At 37.7% G+C, this 16,535-nt stretch carries 14 protein-coding genes and 1 tRNA gene; 1 reads left to right on the top strand and 14 read right to left on the bottom strand.

Going from position 1 to position 16,535, the window contains the following annotated elements; translation table 11 throughout:
• Positions 1–4 precede the first annotated feature (4 nt).
• From trxB to ACOXY8_RS00875, 6 genes are all read right to left on the bottom strand, one after another.
• Positions 5–943, bottom strand: a complete 939-nt coding sequence (gene trxB, locus ACOXY8_RS00900; RefSeq protein WP_458329670.1) for a thioredoxin-disulfide reductase — start codon at positions 941–943, stop codon at positions 5–7.
• Positions 944–1,050: 107 nt separating this feature from the next.
• Positions 1,051–1,914, bottom strand: a complete 864-nt coding sequence (locus tag ACOXY8_RS00895; protein WP_458329669.1) for a sigma-70 family RNA polymerase sigma factor — start codon at positions 1,912–1,914, stop codon at positions 1,051–1,053.
• Between the two features lie 74 nt (positions 1,915–1,988).
• Entirely contained in the window at positions 1,989–4,118 is a 2,130-nt protein-coding gene (gene pnp, locus ACOXY8_RS00890; RefSeq protein ID WP_458329668.1) for a polyribonucleotide nucleotidyltransferase, read from the bottom strand.
• A 98-nt stretch (positions 4,119–4,216) separates the two neighbouring features.
• Positions 4,217–4,492: a 30S ribosomal protein S15 gene (gene rpsO, locus ACOXY8_RS00885; RefSeq protein WP_458329667.1), complete on the bottom strand. Its 276-nt coding sequence runs from the start codon at positions 4,490–4,492 to the stop codon at positions 4,217–4,219.
• A gap of 125 nt (positions 4,493–4,617) precedes the next feature.
• On the bottom strand, positions 4,618–6,429 hold the full coding sequence (locus ACOXY8_RS00880) for an LptF/LptG family permease (protein ID WP_458329666.1): 1,812 nt from the start codon (positions 6,427–6,429) through the stop codon (positions 4,618–4,620).
• 57 nt (positions 6,430–6,486) lie between these two features.
• Complete coding sequence (locus ACOXY8_RS00875; protein ID WP_458329665.1) at positions 6,487–6,885, bottom strand: START-like domain-containing protein; 399 nt, start codon at positions 6,883–6,885, stop codon at positions 6,487–6,489.
• A gap of 151 nt (positions 6,886–7,036) precedes the next feature.
• On the opposite strand from ACOXY8_RS00875, the gene ACOXY8_RS00870 reads away from it, so the two are divergent.
• Positions 7,037–7,110 (top strand) — tRNA-Met (locus tag ACOXY8_RS00870).
• A gap of 155 nt (positions 7,111–7,265) precedes the next feature.
• Here the strand turns inward: ACOXY8_RS00870 and rplT are convergent.
• From rplT to ACOXY8_RS00830, 8 genes are all read right to left on the bottom strand, one after another.
• The gene (gene rplT / locus ACOXY8_RS00865) at positions 7,266–7,610 is read right to left on the bottom strand and encodes a 50S ribosomal protein L20 (RefSeq protein ID WP_458329664.1); all 345 of its coding nucleotides are present in this window, start codon (positions 7,608–7,610) and stop codon (positions 7,266–7,268) included.
• A gap of 87 nt (positions 7,611–7,697) precedes the next feature.
• Positions 7,698–7,886 (bottom strand): 50S ribosomal protein L35, encoded by a 189-nt coding sequence (gene rpmI / locus ACOXY8_RS00860; protein ID WP_458329663.1) that lies wholly within the window; start codon positions 7,884–7,886, stop codon positions 7,698–7,700.
• Positions 7,887–7,920: 34 nt separating this feature from the next.
• Positions 7,921–8,475: a translation initiation factor IF-3 gene (gene infC, locus ACOXY8_RS00855; RefSeq protein WP_458330092.1), complete on the bottom strand. Its 555-nt coding sequence runs from the start codon at positions 8,473–8,475 to the stop codon at positions 7,921–7,923.
• 81 nt (positions 8,476–8,556) lie between these two features.
• A complete protein-coding gene (thrS, locus tag ACOXY8_RS00850) occupies positions 8,557–10,506 on the bottom strand; it encodes a threonine--tRNA ligase (RefSeq protein ID WP_458329662.1) in 1,950 nt (649 codons plus the stop codon).
• A gap of 111 nt (positions 10,507–10,617) precedes the next feature.
• Entirely contained in the window at positions 10,618–11,205 is a 588-nt protein-coding gene (locus ACOXY8_RS00845; RefSeq protein ID WP_458329661.1) for a SanA/YdcF family protein, read from the bottom strand.
• Positions 11,206–11,236: 31 nt separating this feature from the next.
• Positions 11,237–11,962 (bottom strand): TrmH family RNA methyltransferase, encoded by a 726-nt coding sequence (locus ACOXY8_RS00840; RefSeq protein ID WP_458329660.1) that lies wholly within the window; start codon positions 11,960–11,962, stop codon positions 11,237–11,239.
• A 2-nt stretch (positions 11,963–11,964) separates the two neighbouring features.
• Positions 11,965–14,589: a DNA gyrase/topoisomerase IV subunit A gene (locus tag ACOXY8_RS00835; RefSeq protein WP_458329659.1), complete on the bottom strand. Its 2,625-nt coding sequence runs from the start codon at positions 14,587–14,589 to the stop codon at positions 11,965–11,967.
• A complete protein-coding gene (locus ACOXY8_RS00830; RefSeq protein WP_458329658.1) occupies positions 14,586–16,478 on the bottom strand; it encodes a DNA topoisomerase IV subunit B in 1,893 nt (630 codons plus the stop codon). Before ACOXY8_RS00830 ends, ACOXY8_RS00835 begins: the two co-directional genes overlap by 4 nt.
• Positions 16,479–16,535 lie beyond the last annotated feature (57 nt).

Below are 16,535 nucleotides of genomic sequence, written 5' to 3'. Positions count from 1 at the left end.
CTAATTATTCCATGTGTTTTTCTGCCAGAAATCTTTCTGCATCTAGGGCTGCCATGCAACCTGTGCCAGCTGCAGTTACTGCTTGGCGATAAATTTTATCTTGTGCGTCTCCACTTGCAAATACTCCTTCAATATTGGTACGGGTACTTCCCGGCTTGGTGATTAAATAACCTTGGTCATCCATATCCAAAATTCCTTTGAATATACCCGTGTTTGGCTCATGACCAATTGCTATGAAAAAGCCTTTTGCTTTGATTTCAGTTTTTTCACCTGTTTGGTTATTTACTACTCTCACGGCTTCCACTTCATCTTCACCCAATATTTCCTCTGCTTCAGTATTCCAAAGCACTTCTATATTTGATTTGGTCAATACTCTTTTTTGCATAATTTGCGAAGCTCTCATCTCATCTCTACGAACAAGCATATATACTTTACTACAGATATTAGATAAGTAACTAGCTTCCTCACAGGCTGTATCACCTGCGCCAACTACCACCACATCATTTCCTCTGAAGAAGAAACCATCACATACTGCACAAGCAGAAACACCTTTACCATTGAGTCTTTCTTCAGAAGGTAATCCTAGCCATTTTGCAGATGCTCCTGTAGCGATAATTACTGCTTCAGCTTCAATTTCTTTTTCGTCATCTACGATTACTTTGTGCGGATAACTTGAAAAATCAACTTTTGTAACCATGCCATAACGTACATCAGTTCCAAACCTTTCAGCTTGCTTCTGAAATTCCATCATCATTTCAGGTCCTTGGATTCCATTTGGATATCCAGGGTAATTTTCAACATCAGTAGTAATGGTAAGTTGCCCGCCTGGTTGACTTCCCATATACATTACTGGCTTTAGTCCAGCTCTTGCTGCATATATAGCTGCTGTGTATCCTGCAGGACCTGAACCTATGATCAATACTGTAACTTTTTCTGCACTCATTTATTGTTGGGTTTTAAAAACAATAAGATAAATTTTCAATATTCTCTGTTAAAAAGAAAAAGGTCACCATTAATGGAGACCTTTATATTTTATAAATTAATGAACCATTAACCTAAATAAGGTTTTAAAGCCTTACTTCTGCTGGTGTGTCTTAATCTTCTGATTGCCTTCTCTTTAATCTGCCTAACACGCTCTCTTGTCAAATTGAATTTTTCTCCAATTTCTTCAAGAGTCATACTATGCTCACCATTCAATCCGAAGTATAATGTGATTACATCCGCTTCTCGCTGAGTAAGTGTTGACAAGGCTCTTTGTACTTCCTTACGTAGCGAATCATTCATTAATTCAGAGTCTGGAGTGACTTCCATGTCATTCTCCAATACATCTAATAATGAATTTTCTTCACCTTGAACAAACGGAGCATCCATTGATACGTGACGTCCAGAAATTTTCATGGTATCTACTACCTCAGAAGTTGTCACTTCTAATACTTCAGCAAGCTCTTCAGGACTTGGCTCTCTTTCGAAACGTTGCTCTAATTCTGAGAATGTTTTCGAAATTTTATTAAGAGAACCTACTCTATTGAGAGGTAATCTTACAATACGAGATTGTTCAGCTAAAGCTTGCAAAATGGATTGTCTAATCCACCACACAGCGTAAGAGATAAACTTAAACCCTCTAGTTTCATCAAATCTCTGTGCTGCTTTGATCAAGCCTAAGTTTCCTTCATTGATCAAATCACCTAGCGATAAGCCTTGGTTTTGGTATTGTTTTGCAACAGAAACGACGAATCTAAGGTTTGCCTTAGTAAGTTTTTCAAGAGCAAGTTGATCGCCGGCACGTATTCTTTTTGCTAAATCTACCTCTTCATCTGGTGTTAAAAGGTCAACTTTACCTATTTCTTGTAAGTACTTATCTAGGGACTGACTTTCCCTATTCGTAATCTGTTTACTAATTTTTAATTGTCTCATTCACTAGGGGGTTTTTCGTATCGAACAACGTTGACTTGAGTAATTATAGTTCCTATTGTCATTAATTGTTAAAATTAAGACTGACTTTTTTCTGGCTTAGGTAACAATACCTTACGAGATAACTTGAATTTTCCAGTTTTCTTGTCAATATCTAAGAGTTTCACTTTGATATTTTCACCTACTTCAAGCACGCCTTCTAATGAGTCTAATCTTTCCCATTTCACTTCAGAAATATGCAATAAGCCATCTTTGCCTGGCATAATTTCCACAAATGCGCCGTAAGGTTGGATAGATTTCACTTTTCCATCATATACTTCGCCAACCTCTGGAACAGCAACAATAGCTTTTACTCTTCTAAGAGCATTTTCCATTGCTTCTTTGCTCACAGAGAATATACTTACTACACCACCTTTATCAACCTCTTCGATTAATACAGTAGCACCAGTTTCTTTTTGAATTTCTTGAACAACTTTACCTCCTGGCCCAATTACAGCTCCAATCATCTCTCTTTCTATATTCAATACTGCAAATCTTGGAGCAGTTTCTTTATAGTCAGTTTTAGGTGCAGAAATGGTTTTATTCATTTCATTTAGGATATGAGCTCTACCTTCTTTTGCTTGGTAAAGAGCTTCTTTCAAAACATCAAAGGACAAACCTTCAATCTTCATGTCCATCTGGCAAGCCGTAATACCTTTGCTTGTACCTGTTACTTTAAAATCCATATCACCTAAGTGATCTTCATCTCCAAGTATATCAGATAGAACTGTATATTTTCCAGTTTTGCTATCGGAAATCATACCCATTGCAATGCCTGATACAGCAGCTCTAATTGGAATGCCAGCATCCATCATTGCCATAGAACCTGCACAAACAGTAGCCATAGATGAAGAACCATTCGATTCTAAAATATCAGATACAATTCTTATTGTATATGGATTTTCTGAAGTTGGTGGGAGGACTTTTTTCAGAGCTCTAAGGGCTAAGTTACCATGCCCAACTTCTCTTCTACCAACACCTCTATTCATCTTCACTTCACCAGTAGAAAAACCTGGGAAGTTATAATGAAGCATAAATTTATTGTAGCCAGATGACATAGCCTGATCTACCATTTGATCGTCCAGCTTAGTACCTAACGTTACTGTTGTCAATGACTGAGTTTCACCTCTTGTAAATACCGCTGAGCCATGAGCAGATGGTAAGTAATCGATTTCAGACCAGATTGGTCTTACTTCATTCGGCTTTCTTCCATCAAGTCTCTTTTTCTCATTCAAAACTAAGTTACGACAAGCTTCTTTTTCCACATCGTGGAAATATCTTGAAATTAAACCTGGGTTGTATTCATGATCTTCTGGAAGTGATTCTATAAATGCATTTTTCACTTCTTTGAAACCTGCACTACGCTCATGCTTATTTGGATTTCCAGCGGCCGCTACTGCATACACTGCATCATAACAATCAGCGTGAATTTTTGCTTTCAATTCTTCATCATGAGTCTCATGAGAATATTCTCTGATTGTTTTACCAACAGCTGTACGAAGTTCTTCTTGAAAAGCACACATTTGCTTTATAACGGTATGAGCTTTAGCCAAAGCTTCTACCATCAATTCTTCTGTAATTTCATTAGCTTCGCCTTCTACCATACCAATATCTTTGGCCGTACCAGCTACTATGAAATTCAATTCAGACTCATCTATAACTTCTTGATTAGGGTTAATCTTAAATTCACCTTTATGGTATACAACTCTAACTTCAGCTGTAGGGCCATTAAATGGAATATCCGAAACCATAAGTGCAGCTGATGCTGCTAAGCCTGCCAATGCGTCTGGCAACACATCTTTATCGGCAGAAATTAATTGAATTCCTAATTGAGTATCAGCATGATAATCATCTGGAAATAAAGGTCTTATTGCTCTATCTACTATACGGCAGATCAATACTTCATGATCTGATAATCTTCCTTCTCTTTTCAAAAATCCTCCTGGAATCTTACCAGCTGAGGCAAATTTCTCTTGATAATCAACGGCAAGTGGAAGAAAATCTACACCTTCCATTGCTTCTTTTTTGGCTACTACAGTTGCTAAAAGCATAGTATTGCCCATCCTTAACACTACTGACCCATCTGCTTGTTTTGCTAATTTTCCTGTTTCAATTGTAATCTCCCTGCCATCTTCAAGTCTTAGGGATTTCGTGATAACGTTTAACATATTTTGATTTTAATTCGATTTAATGATTTAATACCTTAATTAAGGTAATGGTGGAAAAACAAAAAGAGGGACTCCAATTAAGGAATCCCTGCTTTGTGTTATTTACGAAGTTTTTGATCTTCTAGTACTGCCCTGTATCTTTCGATATCATTCTTATACAAGAAATTTAAAAAGCTTCTTCTTTTACCTACCATTTTCAAAAGGCCCAAACGAGTTGAGTGATCCTTTTTGTTTTTCTTAAGATGCTCGGTGAGGTGGTTTATCCTGAAGGTAAACAGGGCAATCTGAGACTCTGGAGAACCAGTATCCGTCTTAGATTTTAACCGACCATGATTTGCGAACAGATCTTGTTTCTTCTCTTTCGTTAAATACATGACTAGTCTAAAATTTATGATAAAATAAAAACAACTGCAAAGGTACTTATTTATATGTCAGTTTCAAACAATTAAGGCTGACAATAATTGATTCGCACGAGGATTTTTTCTCATGAATTTATCCATTATCTTCTCTCCATAAGGTTTTCTAAATCGTCCAATGATTCAATTTCAGGGGCTTGTTCTTTGGACTTTTTTCTGAATCCATTTTTGAATTTATCTAGCAAAATTGCGTAGAAATCACTTTCAAATAATCGAGCATCAATTCTTGCCTGACGTAAGAAAAATAAGCCCACTGGAAGCAAAATAAAATTAGAGAGCCAAACTGCAACAAATGGAGTAAGGATCCCTTCTTTCCCATATTTCTCAGCAACAATTGATACTGTGTAGTAAAAAATAAAGAATCCAATAGATACCAAAATGGGCATTCCTAAACCACCTCGCTTTATAATTGCACCAAGCGGTGCTCCAATAAGAAACATCACAATACACGTAAAAGCTCTTGCCCATTTGCCATGTTTCTCCAAATCGTATTTATTGGCCTCACGCTCTATATTCTTAATAGATTCGGCCATACTTTCTACTTGAGTTTTCACTAATCTAGCTTGAGTCAATGCTTGTCCTAATGAGCGCGCTTGAGCATATTCAGACTTAAGCTCCTCACGGAAGAAAAGCATATCTTCTTCTCTAAAATCAGGTAGAGTGTCTAGACTCAGAGGTTTTTTAATATTGACAAAGGAACCAAAAAATATTTCAGGTTGGGTTTCTGTTGCAGCTATACTTGTAAGTCTATCCCTTTCCTCCCGCTCCCTCCTTGCTCTGGCTGTGGCAATCAAAACTTGATTATCATTTTCCTTCGTTGGAATTACAGTATCTGTAATTCCAGGTAATAAAGAATCATTGATAAGAGAGTCTGCACTGAGTGTATCTTGTGGCAATAAGCTAATTGCTGCTTGTCGCTCTTGAGCCAAAAGTTTTTGCTGAGCAATGTATCCAGGTTCTTCAAGTTGAAATTTACCATTAAGGTAATAGTTATAAGAATTATTAACCATACTAAAAAGCCTTACCTGTTCATAATACTTTTCAACATTAACCGAATCAACTGCTATTTGCAATTCCTTCACATTCTTCATTAAACGACTGCCGTAAAACAGCTCCTCCCGGGTCCTTGAAAGCTCAAAGGATTCCAAACTAAAAACCAAGCGGGAGGAATCGAATTGAGATCTGAAAAGCTCACCGATATCCTGCCGATTTATATAAGTACTTTGCCTTGGGCCAGCTGTAGGATCTTCCGAATAACTATAACCATCGTACAAATCCAACATCAGATATTGATCATAATGGAAAGTGTACATTCTACCTGAATCAGCAACTATTATGTCTGTATTCCCATTATTTCCTGTATGGTCATAAATCAAAATCTTGCTCATATATCCATCAGGATATTTTTTCTCAGCCTTTATACTAAAGTTGGGAATGTCATAATAGAATGCTCCCTCCTTTAAATTTAATGAAGGCTTCTTTTGTTTCAAATCCCATAATAAGCTGAATGCCTTTAAATTAGCTTTTGGTACAACTTGATCGTTATTGTAAAAAGCAAAAGCCGTAATAATGAGGATGACGAAGAAAACAGGTCTGAGAATTCTAACAAGGGAAATCCCTGCACCTTTAATTGCGGTGATTTCTGAATGCTCACCCAAATTTCCAAAGGCGATAAGAGAGGCAATTAATATTGCAAGAGGAATGGCTTCCTGAGTGGATTTGATACTGAAATAACCAAACAGCTCAAGGATGATAGCAATGCCTAAATCCTTGCCGACCAATTCTGCTCCATACCTAATAAGTATGGGAGTAAGTAGTATGAAAACGACAATAAAAAGGGTGAGAAAAAATGGTCCGGCGAATGCGCCAAGAACCAATTTATCTATTTTCTTCATAATCCAGCCGGGCTTAATCTAAGGGAGACAACAAAAGTAGTTCTTTTGTTTTGCTTTTTAGCCTCCCACAATCTCTTTCAAAGAGTGTACCAAGCCCTCCCAAACATCTAATAATTCTTCTTCGTCGTCAATATCCGTATAATCGGTAATTTTCAAGTAAACAGATTCTGTGAGCTCACTTAATTCTAATTTCAATTCGAAGTAACTTGGATCTTCTTCGTCTTCTGGATTTCCATTTGGCAGGAATTCAAATTTCACATGATGGTTAGATCGTGCGGAAACTTGCTTAGCAAAATGGTCTTCATTATCCCAAATGAAATTGAAAACTTTATCCTCATCTATATTGACGTCGTCGGCAAACCATTGAGAAAGTCCTCCCGCAGTGCTTATGTATGGATAGAGCATCTTTTTGGAGGCGTTAACCGGAAATTCTGCTATAAATTTAAACTTACTCATATAAAAACGTTGTGGAACAATTTAGACTTTTACTTCGACATGCACAACATAAATTTACTTCAATTTACATTGGGAAAAATAAAAGTGCTTTTCTACCTTTGCAGCTCTTAAAAACGGAAGGAAATCATTTGAAAATTTTCTTTCTAAATATGGCGAGGTAGCTCAGTTGGTTAGAGCGCAGGATTCATAACCCTGAGGTCGGGAGTTCAAATCTCCCTCTCGCTACATCAAAAAGCTCTACAATCTGTAGGGCTTTTTTTTCACCTTTTCGCAATCATTTATTTTTCTCTTCCTAGTTATTAGAACTGGCCATTTCAAAAAAAAGAAAAAGCCTTGAATTATTTAAAACTCAAGGCTCCTCCCTATCTAATAAATTGTATCTACTTCAATTTATCTACAATCGCTTTGAAAGCTTCTGGATGATTCATTGCTAAATCAGCCAATACTTTACGATTCAAATCGATATTAGCTTTTTTCAAGCTACCGATAAATTGAGAATATGACATTCCATGTTGTCTGGCTCCAGCATTAATACGCTGAATCCAAAGCGCTCTAAAGTCACGCTTTTTGGCTTTTCTATCGCGGTATGCGTAAGCTAAACCTTTTTGAACTTTGTTTTTGGCAACGGTTAGTACGTTTTTGCCACGGCCGAAAAATCCTTTTGCGGCCTTTAATACTCGTTTTCTACGAGCTCGCGATGCGACGTGGTTTACTGATCTTGGCATTTTTTTGTCTTTTTGAACACTGGTGGCATTAATTGCACTTATTGAACCAGGGATCTGGTGAAACGATTGAACCTAAATAATTGATTTTTAAAGCATTTCTCTGATACGAGCGTCGTCAGTAGAATGCACATTCGTCATCTTTGTAAGATTACGCTTTCTCTTAGTCGACTTCTTGGTTAAGATGTGACTTTTGTAAGCATGCTTCCTTCTGATTTTACCAGTACCTGATAGCTTAAACCTTTTTTTAGCTCCAGACTTGGTTTTCATCTTTGGCATTTGTCGTTGGTTTATAAATGAATAAAAATTAATTCTACTTTTTAGTTGCCGGTTTTGGTGCTAAGAATAAAAACATTCTTTTGCCTTCCATTTTTGGTAACTGTTCCACTTTCGCGTAATCTTCAAGTGCTTGAGCAAACCTTAATAATAAGTGTTCACCTCTATCCTTGAAAACAATTGATCTACCCACAAAGTGAACATATGCTTTCACTTTTGCCCCACTTTTAAGGAAATTGATGGCGTACTTCACTTTGAAATCAAAATCGTGATCATCCGTATTCGGCCCAAAACGTACTTCTTTCAGTACAGTCTTAGCCGCGTTGGCTTTGATCTCTTTTTGCTTTTTCTTTTGTTCGTACTTGAATTTCGAATAATCGGTGATTTTACAAACTGGCGGAACAGCTTTACCTGAAATTTCTACCAGATCAAGATTTTGCTCTTGAGCCATTTTCAATGCTTCGCGGATTGGATAAACTCCAACCTCTACATTTTCACCAACTACACGGACTTCTCTTGCCGTAATTTTTTCGTTGACTCTGTAAGGTTCTTCAGCCCTTACTCTCGGAGTGTACTTTTTTCTTCCTTTAATAGTGATTCAAATTTTGATTAAGGCTGCAAATATCCGAAATATTTTTCCTAAAAAAAACATTTCGAAGATGTTAGCCACAAATTATAAATATTCAGCTGCAATTTTTGTCTCATTTGAGAAGATTTCCAGGAATTCAGCTACTGCCATACTGCCCAAATCTCCCTCTCCATGGCGTCTTACAGAGATTTTTCCTTCATTCATTTCCTTCTCTCCTACTATTACCATAAATGGGATCTTTGCAACTTCGGCATCTCTGATTTTTCTTCCAATCTTCTCATCTCTATTATCAAGATAGCCTCTTACGTCTCCCATTTGCAATTCCTTTTCAATTTGCTCTGCATAAGGAAGGAATTTTTCAGAAATAGGAAGAATAGCCACCTGCTCAGGCGAAAGCCAAAGCGGGAGGTTTCCAGCGCAATGTTCAAGCAATACTGCTACAAACCTCTCAAGCGAACCAAATGGCGCTCTGTGGATCATTACCGGTCTATGTTTCTGATTATCAGCCCCAATATATTCCAACTGAAAACGCTCAGGTAATTGATAATCTACCTGTATTGTACCCAGTTGCCAGCTTCTACCCAAAGCATCGCGAACCATAAAATCTAACTTAGGGCCATAAAATGCCGCCTCACCAAGTTCTGTTTTGGTTTCTAAGCCTTTTTCTGCAGCTGCTTCTATTATGGCAGTTTCAGCTTTTTCCCATGCTTCATCTCCACCAATATATTTTGTTTTATTTTCAGGGTCTCTCAGCGAGATTTGAGCTGTATAGTTTTCAAAACCTAAAGCTTTGAAAACGTACAATACAAGATCAATTACTTTGATAAACTCCGTTTTCACCTGATCTGGGCGACAGAAAATATGCGCATCATCTTGCGTAAATCCTCTTACTCTCGTCAAACCATGCAACTCACCACTTTGCTCGTAGCGATACACAGTGCCAAACTCAGCTAAGCGAACCGGCAATTCCTTGTAAGATCTCGGCTTGTATTTATATATTTCACAGTGATGTGGGCAGTTCATCGGCTTCAGCATAAATTCCTCGCCTTCATTGGGAGTTTTTATAGACTGAAATGAATCCGCACCATATTTCTCATAATGTCCACTAGTGATATACAATTCCTTACTTCCAATATGCGGAGTAACTACCGGCTGGTATCCAGCTTTCATTTGTGCCTTGCGCATAAAGTTCTCCAAGCGCTCCCTCAATAGTGCTCCTTTTGGCAACCAAAGTGGTAAGCCCTGCCCTACTTTTTCAGAGAAAGTGAATAGCTCAAGTTCTTTACCAAGCTTACGATGATCACGTTTTTTGGCTTCTTCTATATGCTTTAAATAATCTGCAAGCTCTTGTTGCTTAGGAAAAGTAACACCATATATACGAGTGAGCATTTTGTTTTTCTCATCCCCTCTCCAATATGCTCCTGCAATATTGGTAAGCTTCACAGCTTTAATTAGGCCAGTATTTGGAATATGCCCACCTCTACACAAATCAGTAAAATTACCTTGTGTGCAGAAAGTGATTTTTCCATCTTCTAAACCATCTATCAATTCTAATTTATATGGATCACCTTTTTCTTGGTAATAAGCTAATGCATCCTTTTTAGATATTTTTCTCAAGACAAATTCATTTTTCTGTCTTGCCAACTCAATCATTTTCTCCTCGATTTTAGGAAGATCCTCAGCTGAAATCTCTTTATCACCAAAATCAATATCGTAATAAAAACCTGTTTCGATAGATGGGCCAATACCAAGCTTGATGCCTGGGTATAACGCTTCTAATGCTTCAGCTAACAAGTGAGCCGATGAGTGCCAAAATGCAGATTTCCCTTCTTGATCTTTCCAAGTGAGTATTTTTACTTCTGCATCTTCTTCGATTGGACGCGTGAGTTCAAAGGTATTTCCATTTACCAATACGGCTAATGAATTTCTGTATAAACCCTCGCTAATCCCCTTGGCTATGTCGCCTCCGGTTACGCCGCTATCGAATACTTTTACACTACCATCAGGCAGTTTTATATTTACTTGCTCACTCATATTTCGTCAGAAATCTTATTTAAAATGCAAATATGCAATAATAGGCTGAAAATGGAGAATAATAAAGCTTCAAATCTGAGATTTAAATTCATTCGAATTTAGGAAATGGATCTATTCAATTTCCAAAACCGGATAGCCCAATTTGAATCTAATTACATTGTAAAATGCTTTAACTCTTGCTAAAACCTCCCGCGCATGCACCTTCATACTTCTATTAAAAGGTGGCGATTTTGCTTCGAATAGTTTCACATTTAATCCCAATTGACGTGCTACATAAGAAGTTCGGTAGGCATGAAAACGTTGGGTAATTACAATGAATTGAGGCTGATTTGTTTGAATATACGCTCTTTCTAAAGATAAAATAGTACTGAGGCCTTCGGGATCAAGAATAAGAACCGAATCAGGAATTGCTAGATCATTCAAAGCCTTTTTCATATCGCCAGGCTCATTATAATACTTTTCGCGATTGTCTCCGGATAGTATCAGTTTTTTTACTTTGCCGGCTTGGTAAAGGCGGGAGGCAGCATTGATTCGCTCATAAAAAAATGGATTAGGATCACCACCTATTACTTTGCTACTCGTACCTAATATGATTCCATATTCTACCGGTTCTAGCTGGCTAATTTCCGACTCAATCTCATCGTATTCGCTTACAACTACATATATATTAATAAAGACCACCGCAATTGCGACGAACATTATTGACCAAAATACGAATCCTATAAGTTGTTTAAATTTCAAGCTGATTGAGTTGCTTTAGCATATATGCGAAGTGAATTTCAGGCTTATTTATGACTTTCCAATACCAATCTAATTTTATTGCCAATTCCTCTGTTTCTTTCAAACGCCAATCTATTTCAGATTCGTGCAATCGGCTAACCAAATTGTGTAAACAAATTGCCACACTTACAGAAATATTGAGACTTTCAGTAAATCCGTACATCGGAACTTTGACTAATGCATCTGCTTGCTCTTTAGCCATTTCGCTTATGCCATCCTTTTCTGTTCCAAACATCAACGCAATCGGTTTGCTAATATCCACATCGCTGATTAGGGTTGAGCCCTCTTCTGGCGATGTCATCAATAGCTGATATCCTTTTTGCTTTAGTTGAGTGAGGCAGGCTTGGGTATTTTGCGCTTCTTTATCATTGTAGCGATTTACATTTACCCATTTATAAGATCCCTTTGCAATGCCCCTTCGAACATCAAACAAACCTCCACGCTCGATTACATGAACATCTTGAATGCCAAAACACTCGCAGCTGCGAACAACGGCATTTGCATTGTGATACTTTTTGATATCCTCTACTACTACAGTGATGTGCTTGGTTCTATTGCCCAGTACTTTATCAATTAGTACACGTCTCTTATCCGTTACAAATTCTCCAAAGTGATTGATAATCTGTCTTTGCTTTTCAATTTCTAATTCTCCAAAAAGCTGAGCGAACTCTTCCATTTTTAAAACAATCCAAGTTGATCATCTTTATCTGATGACAACGTAATTTGAGAACCTACATCAAACTTATCTTGAGATTTTTCATCCTTTTTGCCTCCATCTTCTTGGTCATTTTCCTTTTTGGATGATAGTAGTTTTATCTTTTTGATTTTATCGTATTGAAGTCTATTGCCTATTGCCTTCCATCCTTTCATATCGATGAGCAAATCCAAATCAATTATTTTGACTTCGTTCTTACCATTTTCAGTATAGGTGATTTCAATTTGTGCATCTGGTTCGATGGTAGCTAATGACAAATAAGAAGCTCGATGATCGCTGATAAAGTTAAATTTCTTATCTGTAGTACTTGTTTCTATTTGGAAACGCTTCACAAAGTAGGATTTAGAAGCTCCATCAAAGTAAACAGCTCCTATTGTTGATTTAGGGTCGAATTTGTTAATAAATATAACCTCTTCAGCTTCGTATCTATTGGTCAATTCATAATTGGTCAATTCGTAATTTCCTTTTTTGTCAACTACTAAGATCAGATCATCCCCTTGGTAATTACCAATATGCTTCCCACGATTATCTTTATTTAATCGTCCAGTGACGTCGTCATACCAAATATCTAAGCCACCTAATGTAGATGCGCCTTCATATTTCAATGTGATTTTACGGACTGGATATCTGGTAAGGATATTTCCTCCCGCTCCTCTTCCTTTAATTTCGAGGCTTGCAAAGTCAAATTCAAATACTTTGACTCTGGCTTTAGCACCAGCTGTAAGATTTACTGTAATCACTTCTGCTTCGCCATTTGCATTTGCCGTGAAATAAGTGGTTTTCGAGTTTTTGGTTCCTTTGGTCAAATCATACTCCTTGTCACGAGTGATGCCAAGCACTTGGAATCTCTTTACCATTGTGCGGCCACTCGCTCCATCCAGATAGGCCATATTGTAAACCATCCGGTCGTCACTCTTATTAAAGACGCCCGCCCAAATGATATCCTTACCTACGAATACTTTCTCTTGGATCCGTGAAACTTGGAATTTACCATCTCTGCGGAATACAATGATGTCATCCATATCGGAACAGTCGCAGATAAACTCATCCTTTTTCAATCCATAGCCGATAAAACCTTCGACTCTATTAATATATAATTTGGCGTTGTTGGCGGCTACTATATTGGCAGCAATCGTATCAAATTCGCGAATTTCAGTTTTGCGCTCTTTGCCTTTGCCATATTTGGTCAATATGTTTTGGTAGTAAGCAATAGAATAATCAATAAGGTTATTAAGATTATGCTCAACCTCTTTCAGCTCTTCTTCCAATTTGCGCATCAATTCATCCGCTTTGAAAGCATCGAATTTCGAAATACGCTTAATTTTAATCTCCGTCAGTCTTACAATGTCTTCAGTAACAATTTCTCTATAGAAATCAGCTTTGTAAGGCTCTAAGCCTGCATCAATGGTTTTAATGACTGCATCCCATGTTTCGCACTCTTCTATATCGCGGTAGATTCTATTTTCGATAAAGATTTTTTCGAGAGATGAGAAAAGTAGCTTCTCAAGCAATTCGGCTTTGCGGATTTCTAGCTCGCGCTTTAGCAAATCAACCGTCTGATAAGTGTTGATTCTTAGAATCTCGTTTACACTCATAAACATTGGCTTGTCATCCACGATTACGCAAGCATTTGGTGAAATACTCACTTCACAATCGGTAAAAGCATACAATGCATCTATAGTAATATCCGGAGAAACACCTGGTGCTAATGACACCAAAATTTCGACATCCTTTGCAGTATTATCGACTACTTTCTTGATTTTAATTTTGCCTTTATCATTCGCTTTAATGATAGATTCAATCAGTCCAGTTGTCGTCGTTCCAAAAGGTATATCCTTAACAATAAGGGTTTTTTTATCATATTCTTCAATCTTAGCTCGAACTCTTACCCTCCCGCCTCTTCGGCCTTCGTTATAATCAGAAAAGTCGGCTAATCCGCCGGTTTGGAAATCTGGGAAGATATTAATTTTCTTATTTTTCAGAATATCAATAGAAGCCTGGCAAAGCTCTATAAAGTTATGTGGTAAAAGGCGGGTGGATAAACCAACTGCTATGCCTTCTACACCTAATGCCAGCAATAAAGGGAACTTTACGGGTAACGTAACTGGCTCTCTTTTTCTACCATCATATGAAAGCTGCCAATTGGTAGTTTGCTGATTGAATACCACCTCCAGAGCAAATTTGGAAAGCCTAGACTCAATATATCTTGGTGCAGCAGCTCGATCTCCAGTTCTTATATCACCCCAGTTACCTTGCGTATCCAATAGCAAATCCTTTTGACCAATATTCACCATAGCGTCGCCAATGGACGCATCACCGTGAGGGTGATATTGCATCGTTTGACCAATGATATTGGCAACCTTATTGAATCTGCCATCATCCATTTCCTTCATTGCGTGAAGGATTCTACGCTGCACAGGTTTCAGTCCATCTTCAATTGCCGGAACAGCTCGCTCAAGAATCACATAAGAAGCGTAATCCAAAAACCAGTTTTCGTACATTCCACTAATGGCAATCGGATTTTTGATGCCATCCTCTTCCTTATGAGCTCCTCCGCTAAGATTATCTGTATTTTCTATTTCGCTCATGCTACAGCTTCTTCTTTTTCTTCTTCAATTTTACCTTCAACCAAATCCTTCTCAATTCGCAGATTATCAATGATAAACTCCTGTCTAGTAGGTGAATTTTTACCCATGTAGAAATCCAATATATGCTGAATTTTGGTTTCCTTCTTGATTATCACTGGCTCCAATCGGATATCTTCACCAATAAAAGTCCCAAACTCTTCAGGTGAGATTTCGCCCAAACCTTTGAATCGAGTAATTTCTGGCTTCACTCCCAACTTCTGAATAGCTCGCTGACGCTCTTCATCTGTGTAGCAATAGATTGTTTCCTTTTTGTTTCGAACTCTAAACAGTGGTGTATCAAGAATATATAAATGGCCATTTCTCACTAAGTCAGGAAAGAATTGCAAGAAAAAGGTCATCAACAAAAGTCGAATGTGCATTCCATCAACATCCGCATCGGTGGCTACTACTATCTTTCTATATCTCAATCCTTCAAGACCATCTTCGATATTTAGCGCATGTTGGAGTAAATTGAATTCCTCATTTTCATACACAATCTTCTTAGTGAGGCCATAACAGTTTAGCGGCTTTCCGCGCAAACTAAAAACTGCCTGAGTTTGCACATCTCTTGATTTAGTGATGGAACCAGATGCAGAATCACCCTCGGTAATGAAAAGCATTGTGTTCTCTGCTTCATCTTTTGGATCACCAAAATGAACTCTACAATCTCTCAATTTCTTGTTATGCAAGTTTGCCTTTTTGGCTCTTTCATTAGCCAGCTTTTTAATTCCAGCTATTTCTTTACGCTCACGTTCCGATTGAAGAATTCGCTTTAATAGTGCCTCTGCAACATCTTGGTGTTTATGCAGGTAATCATCCAACTCCTTTTTGATAAAGTCATTGATGAAGGTCCTAACAGTTGGACTATCTGGACCCATATTTTGGGAACCAAGCTTTGTTTTAGTTTGGGATTCAAAAACGGGATCTTGAACTCGTACAGATATAGAAGCTACAATTGAACCTCGAATATCTGATGCATCAAAATCCTTTTTGTAAAAGTCGCGAATTACTCTAACTACACTTTCTCTAAATGCCGCAAGGTGCGTTCCTCCCTGAGTAGTAAACTGTCCATTTACAAATGAGTAGTACTCTTCTCCGTATTGGTTACTATGCGTCATAGCAAGTTCAATATCCTCTCCTTTCAGGTGGATAATTGGATAGCGGAGATTCTCTTCATCTGTTTTTCTTGAAAGTAAATCCAAGAGGCCATTTTCAGAATGATACTTTTTACCATTGAAAATGATTGTTAAGCCCGCATTTAAGTAAGCGTAATTCCAAAGCTGGTTTTCAAGGAATTCCGGTATGTATTTATAATTTTTGAAAATGCTAGCATCCGGCTCAAAAGCTATCAGCGTACCATTTTTTTCTTTACTTTCAGTTTCAGGAAAATCTTGAGCAAGCTCCCCCTTATTAAATTCTGCAAGCTTCGTTTTTCCTTCTCTGTAGGATTGCACTTTGAAATATGAACTCAGCGCATTCACAGCCTTGGTACCTACACCATTTAGACCAACAGATTTTTGAAATGCTTTAGAGTCGTATTTACCCCCAGTATTGATTTTGGATACACAGTCAATCACTTTTCCCAAAGGTATCCCACGTCCGAAATCCCTTACCTCTACTCGATGATCTGTAACTTTGATTTCGATGGTTTTACCATGACCCATCACATGCTCATCTATCGAGTTATCGATAATTTCTTTCACTAATACATATATCCCATCATCGTAAGCAGAGCCATCGCCAAGCTTACCTATATACATCCCGGGACGCAGTCTTATATGCTCTTTCCAGTCTAATGACCGGATACTATCTTCATCGTAAGTTACCGCAGTTTCTTTATTTGTTGCCATATCTAAAAATCCTCAAAAAGCTAAAATAGTAAGTAAAATTGAATTAGGCCTAAGTAG

Source organism: Peijinzhouia sedimentorum, from assembly GCF_049340005.1.
In the GTDB taxonomy this organism is placed as follows: Bacteria; Bacteroidota; Bacteroidia; order Cytophagales; family Cyclobacteriaceae; genus CAXBDP01.
This window is presented reverse-complemented; position numbering and strand designations above follow the sequence as displayed.

Coding starts and splice junctions, on each gene's coding strand:
- ACOXY8_RS00840 (WP_458329660.1), bottom strand. CDS start 11,962: ATGGAAGAGTTCGCTCAGCTTTTTGGAGAATTAGAAATTGAAAAGCAA.
- ACOXY8_RS00845 (WP_458329661.1), bottom strand. CDS start 11,205: ATGTTCGTCGCAATTGCGGTGGTCTTTATTAATATATATGTAGTTGTA.
- ACOXY8_RS00880 (WP_458329666.1), bottom strand. CDS start 6,429: ATGAAGAAAATAGATAAATTGGTTCTTGGCGCATTCGCCGGACCATTT.
- ACOXY8_RS00875 (WP_458329665.1), bottom strand. CDS start 6,885: ATGAGTAAGTTTAAATTTATAGCAGAATTTCCGGTTAACGCCTCCAAA.
- ACOXY8_RS00830 (WP_458329658.1), bottom strand. CDS start 16,478: ATGGCAACAAATAAAGAAACTGCGGTAACTTACGATGAAGATAGTATC.
- rpmI (WP_458329663.1), bottom strand. CDS start 7,886: ATGCCAAAGATGAAAACCAAGTCTGGAGCTAAAAAAAGGTTTAAGCTA.
- pnp (WP_458329668.1), bottom strand. CDS start 4,118: ATGTTAAACGTTATCACGAAATCCCTAAGACTTGAAGATGGCAGGGAG.
- trxB (WP_458329670.1), bottom strand. CDS start 943: ATGAGTGCAGAAAAAGTTACAGTATTGATCATAGGTTCAGGTCCTGCA.
- ACOXY8_RS00895 (WP_458329669.1), bottom strand. CDS start 1,914: ATGAGACAATTAAAAATTAGTAAACAGATTACGAATAGGGAAAGTCAG.
- ACOXY8_RS00835 (WP_458329659.1), bottom strand. CDS start 14,589: ATGAGCGAAATAGAAAATACAGATAATCTTAGCGGAGGAGCTCATAAG.
- rplT (WP_458329664.1), bottom strand. CDS start 7,610: ATGCCAAGATCAGTAAACCACGTCGCATCGCGAGCTCGTAGAAAACGA.
- thrS (WP_458329662.1), bottom strand. CDS start 10,506: ATGAGTGAGCAAGTAAATATAAAACTGCCTGATGGTAGTGTAAAAGTA.
- rpsO (WP_458329667.1), bottom strand. CDS start 4,492: ATGTATTTAACGAAAGAGAAGAAACAAGATCTGTTCGCAAATCATGGT.